Source organism: Nonomuraea sp. NPDC059023 (genome assembly GCF_042740095.1).
Classification (GTDB): Bacteria; Actinomycetota; Actinomycetes; order Streptosporangiales; family Streptosporangiaceae; genus Nonomuraea.
This window is the reverse complement of the sequence record NZ_JBHYIO010000098.1, coordinates 1-4,658: the sequence shown is the minus strand read 5'-3', so window position 1 is coordinate 4,658 and position 4,658 is coordinate 1. Positions and strand designations below refer to the sequence as shown.

Here is a 4,658-nt window from a genome sequence, read left to right as displayed (position 1 = left end):
GCAACGACGCCGCACTCGGCACCGGCTCCTACAAGGCCGGTATCTCAGCCGTCGGGCTAGAGCCCAAGACCGACGAAGGGCCCGGGGATGTCGGCACCTTCATGGCGCGAGGCTTCACCCCGAAGCCCGGCCTGCTGCGCGGCTACTACGTCAGCCAGGCCGACGCCCACAACGTGATCCAACGGGCTATGCAACTCCTGGAGAACGCCACATTCGCCACCCACTCCAGCGACAAGCCACGCGACCTCCTGGAGGACGTGGCCGCTGTCATGGGCGCCGAACCGATCCCTGCCGCCGACCTGCCCGCGCTGCTGGCCCGCTACGCGCCGTCCTGGCAGCCGTACAAGACGCTCACCGGAAAGCAGCTACGTGAGCAACTCGCCGGCCTCGGGGTGCGGGTGCCGACGACAGGTAACCGCTACCCCGTCCACCCTGACGCGATCCGCCGAGCACTGACAGACCGCGCCCAGGCCCGCGAAGAGGACACCGGATAACCCCGGCTAACTCGACCTCGAACGTAACTTTCCGCAGGTCAGAGCATACGTAAACCCGTAGAACGACCCACATAACTCGAAAGCGAAAAAGCTAACTCGATCTCGCACACCTAACTCCCAGAGCGGGTGGTTGCGGACGCCTGCCCGCCGCCGTCGGGCGGGCGTCCGGAGCATCCCGCTTCACAAGATCCGAAGGGAGCACCACCAATCGTGGGCATCAAACGAGCCATCACCGACTACGTCAAGGGCCAGTACACGGTCGGCAACTGCGACGTCTGCGGCCACGGCGCCACCGCCGCCCCCGGGTGCGCGTGCAAGGCGTCCTGGTGCCCCTGCCACAAAGCCTTCTACGGGCACAGCGCACACAGATGCTCAGACCGCCCCGAAGACCACTGAGGAGACACGGTGAAGGACGAGATCACCTACACCGCTAACCAATCAACGAAAGGAAATGATCAACATGGCCTGGAGATTGAAGACCAGCGTCAAGGTGGTCAACACCTGCAAGAAGTGCAAACGGGAGTACACCAACCCGTTCACCCACACCTGCGTCGTCGGCATCGACATGCTCGGCGTCCCGGCATCCATGCGCAAGGCCCGCGCCAAGAAGAAGGCCGACGCCAGGAAGCGAGGCCGCTGACAGCCATGGGCTCCTTCGGCAGCGACAAGAAGCGCAAACCGAACTGCCAGGCCATCTTCGCCCGCTCCGACGGCGGCCGGGACGAGGGCTGCAACCGGTCGAACACCTTCCACGTCATCCACGAGAACCAGAACGGGCGGTGGGTCAAGAGCCCCACAGGGGCCTGGCTGCTCCCACCGAAGGACGAGCAGAAGGGCGGATCCAAGTGAACGCGGACGAGATCCCGGCTCGCGCCGTCCACATCCTCGAACAGGTGACAGCAGGCCAGCAAGCCAAGGGAGACGCCGGCGCAGTCGAGGAACTGGAGAAGCTCAAGGAGACCGACCCGAAAGCCGCCGCCGACCTCGGAGAGATCCTCCTGCGCGCGGCCATCAACCGCATGTAGTCCCCCCGATCCGAAGGGATAGGAAACCATGAACGGCTGGCAGAACGCGATTCACCCGCCTACGGTCGGACACATGGACCTGACGGGCCGTGACCACCACGCCACCATCACCACTCCCCGCGGCAGCAAGGTCGTCATGCCGTTCCTCACCGAGGAAGAGGCAGCGGACATCGCCGAACAGTACGGGCCGCCGTCCGAACTCCCGCAGCCGCAGACCGCGGCCAAAGGAGACCCTTGCGGCCAGTGCGGCGGCGCCGGCGGCTGGGAGACGACCGTCGAAACCAAGTCGAAGGACGGCAGCGTCGTCATCACCAAGAAGTGGGTGAATTGCCGTCCCTGCGGCGGCACCGGCACGCTGAAGTAGACCCCCGCTCGTTGAGGCTCCAGCCGTAGTACGGCTGGAGCCTCAACGCGTGACAGGGGTAGGGCAAAGCAGGCGCATGGCAGGGGGCTAGATATGCCCGGCAGGGGCAGACAAGTCTTCCCTTCCGCTACAGACTGCGAGGGCCGGGTATGGCTTTCCGTAGACGGTCAACTCGAATCCAGTGACGCGCGTCGTCGCTTATGCCAACCTGCAACAGGGGCCGGTCTACCCGGGGGTGGGGCCGGTACGTACACTCAACCTTGTCGGCAGGTGGACAAAGTGGTCAGACCGCGGCACCCGAAGAAGGAGTTCGAAGCTGTCCTCAAAGAGGCTGAAAGCAAAGGTTGGAGTGTCAGCCTCGGCGGGAACGGTCACTTCAAGATGTACTGTCCATGCCCGCTGAAGTGCAAGAAGTGGGTTCCTAGCACCCCTTCAGATCCCAACGCTCTGAAGAACCTTCTGGGCCAGTTGAGTAGAGCGACCTGCTGGTGAAGGAGCAGTGATGATCTATTACCTCGTCATGGATCTAGACTTCGTCTGCACGCAGCCGGACGACTCCGAAGAGGACTTCGACGCGTTCACCGACCGGGTCATGGATGAACTCCTCAAGCTCGAATCCCTCAAGGACAGCGGCATCGTCGGACCGGACTCCACCGCCGGGCTGAGCGAGCGGACCATGTCCATCCTCATGGGGGTCGACGCGTCAACACGCCAGGACGCTACTCGGCTCTTCCTGGCCAACGTCCGCTGCGCACTCCACGCGGCCGAATGCAGTACGGCTGACTGGCCAAACTACGAGCCGGCCGCCGACGAGCTTCCGCCGGTACGGACGGCGGACTTCGCCGAGGCCTGACAGTCCCAACCCACAGTCCTCGCCCTCGAAGGGGCGGGGACTCGTCCAGCACGAGGCCGACCGGCTACGGCCTCTGCTGCGGCTGCTCCGGAAGGGTGTCACGCAGGTGGAAGCACACGAGGCGCTTGGCCTGGTACAAGAAACAACGGTCTTTCAGCGGCGCACACGACCAGAGATCAACATCCTGTTCGCGGTCGCCACCGAGGCAGGAGGCAGACCTGTGAGGCTCGAATCATGGACTCGGCTCGCGGCATCAACCGGGAAAGCCCCTGACACCGCAGAACCGGAGTGAACCTATGCCCCGATTGGGGCGTCCAAAAGGCTGAGGGGCGGGCGGCCCCTCACAGGCGAGGGTATGTCCGGCCGTCCAGCGCGCAGAGGCGACGGCCGGACACCAGCCTCACGCGATGGCCAACCTCCACGGCGCCTCGACCGCAAGTTCGGCCTCGACCAGGCCCTCCCAGGATGCCAGGGTCAGGCTCAGACCGTCCTCGGCGATGTCCTCAGCGCGCAGGCACAGGCGGCCGACCAGCCGCTCCAGCTTCCTGAGCTCGCTGACCTCCAGGTAGTTCTTCGCGACGTCCCGGTCCTTCTTGGTCGGGGACGTCTTCCCGTTCTCCCGATCCTGCCAGTGGCAGATCTCGCGCGCGTTCTTGATCTCGACGGCGCTCATCCCGGTGATGTGCCGGTACAGCCTGTTCTGCATCATGGCGAAGAACATGCTGCTGGCCTTGGTGCTCGGGACGTAGTCGGAGGCGTTCTCCACCATCATGTCCCGGAAGATCTTGTAGTCGGTCATCTAAGTCTTCCCGGACCTGAGTGCCCAGGTTACCCGCTTGCGTAGCCTGACTGACCTGCACGAATGCCCTGTCGGCCGCCGCCTGCCCCATGACGATGACGAAGGACGCCTTGGCCTTCTCGATCACCTCGACGAAGGTCTGCCACCGCGAGTAGTCCATGTGCGGCTGCATCTCGCGGCCCAGCCAGTACTCGCGCCCGTACGCGTCTACGTGGCGGATCTTGTCGAAAGGCGACCCCTGCTCAGGACCGCGCGAGGGCACGATGCTATTTTCGGACACGTCAACTCTCCTCTTTAGAGTTGGCCACACCCGGGCCTGTTTGCGCAGGTGCCGGGCCTAAGTCGAAGCTGTGCTCGATTGTCCCAGGGATCACAGCGCTTCAAAGCACACATTCGGGACAAGTTGAATAGGGGAAGGATCACATCCGTTTCGGGAAGAAATGGAGTGGCTCGGCGCACAAATTCCCTGTATTACCGGCCGACTTACCCGGTAGACGTACAACACGAAGAAAGCCCTCGCCTCGACCCGTCAGGGCCGAAGCGAGGGCTTCTCTACGCAACATCGCAACTGCCAATATCTGCCAACTACTGCCAAGTTGGCAGGTCACGCCTACCAGAAGTCGTACTTGGCCTGCCCGCGGTGACGGGTCGGCTCCGGTTCCTCACCACGCAGCAGCGCCAGCCGAGTCCGCTGGCGTGCCCTCTTCTCGTAGAAGCGGCAATCCTCGCCAATACCGGCAAAGGCGCCGCCGTAGCGCATGAAGTGAGTCCACGCCGGCCGGTCCTCCTTCTGGATCCGGTACGGCATGGTGTTGTCGGTGCGGGACATCGCGGTCCTGTCTAGGCCCGCCAGTCTGTCTGGCGTGGCCCTAACAGTCCGCGCCCGAGAACTTGCCGCTCATCGTGCCTCCCGTCGCAGTCTCTCTACTCGCGCCCGCAGCTCGTCCAGGTCGTCTACCTTGAGCGGCTGCTTGAGCCGCTCCTCAGCGCCCGCGAACATCGCCTGCAGTTCGTCTTCGTAGAAGCGGTCGCCGTTCGGGTAGATACGCACCTTGCGCCCGTCATGCCAGATGACGTCGGTGTACTGCCCAGGTTCCATCACGGCTCCAAAGGAGACGACAAG

The 4,658-nt window shown here is 63.9% G+C and carries 10 protein-coding genes; 7 read left to right on the top strand and 3 right to left on the bottom strand.

The features are described 5' to 3' along the window. The 7 genes from ACFWYW_RS58555 to ACFWYW_RS58525 form a co-directional block, all read left to right on the top strand. Positions 1 to 494 (top strand): hypothetical protein (locus ACFWYW_RS58555; protein WP_379641449.1); only part of this gene is annotated, 494 nt, incomplete at its 5' end. Positions 495 to 704: 210 nt separating this feature from the next. After that, complete coding sequence (locus ACFWYW_RS58550; RefSeq protein WP_379628028.1) at positions 705 to 890, top strand: hypothetical protein; 186 nt, start codon at positions 705 to 707, stop codon at positions 888 to 890. A 64-nt stretch (positions 891 to 954) separates the two neighbouring features. Continuing rightward, on the top strand, positions 955 to 1,134 hold the full coding sequence (locus ACFWYW_RS58545) for a hypothetical protein (RefSeq protein ID WP_379628026.1): 180 nt from the start codon (positions 955 to 957) through the stop codon (positions 1,132 to 1,134). Positions 1,135 to 1,139: 5 nt separating this feature from the next. Then, on the top strand, positions 1,140 to 1,343 hold the full coding sequence (locus tag ACFWYW_RS58540; RefSeq protein ID WP_379628024.1) for a hypothetical protein: 204 nt from the start codon (positions 1,140 to 1,142) through the stop codon (positions 1,341 to 1,343). After that, the gene (locus tag ACFWYW_RS58535) at positions 1,340 to 1,519 is read left to right on the top strand and encodes a hypothetical protein (RefSeq protein WP_379628022.1); all 180 of its coding nucleotides are present in this window, start codon (positions 1,340 to 1,342) and stop codon (positions 1,517 to 1,519) included. The genes ACFWYW_RS58540 and ACFWYW_RS58535 overlap by 4 nt, the downstream gene beginning before the upstream one ends. A gap of 28 nt (positions 1,520 to 1,547) precedes the next feature. Continuing rightward, entirely contained in the window at positions 1,548 to 1,883 is a 336-nt protein-coding gene (locus ACFWYW_RS58530; RefSeq protein ID WP_379628020.1) for a hypothetical protein, read from the top strand. A 502-nt stretch (positions 1,884 to 2,385) separates the two neighbouring features. Beyond that, positions 2,386 to 2,736, top strand: coding sequence for a hypothetical protein (locus tag ACFWYW_RS58525; protein WP_379628018.1), 351 nt, complete (start codon positions 2,386 to 2,388; stop codon positions 2,734 to 2,736). A 400-nt stretch (positions 2,737 to 3,136) separates the two neighbouring features. Here the strand turns inward: ACFWYW_RS58525 and rhuM are convergent, their stop codons facing one another. The 3 genes from rhuM to ACFWYW_RS58510 all read right to left on the bottom strand — a co-directional run. Continuing rightward, complete coding sequence (rhuM, locus tag ACFWYW_RS58520; protein WP_379628016.1) at positions 3,137 to 3,535, bottom strand: RhuM family protein; 399 nt, start codon at positions 3,533 to 3,535, stop codon at positions 3,137 to 3,139. A gap of 610 nt (positions 3,536 to 4,145) precedes the next feature. Then, positions 4,146 to 4,364: a hypothetical protein gene (locus ACFWYW_RS58515; protein ID WP_379628014.1), complete on the bottom strand. Its 219-nt coding sequence runs from the start codon at positions 4,362 to 4,364 to the stop codon at positions 4,146 to 4,148. A 69-nt stretch (positions 4,365 to 4,433) separates the two neighbouring features. Continuing rightward, positions 4,434 to 4,658: hypothetical protein (locus ACFWYW_RS58510; protein WP_379628012.1), on the bottom strand; the 225-nt coding region annotated here is incomplete at its 5' end.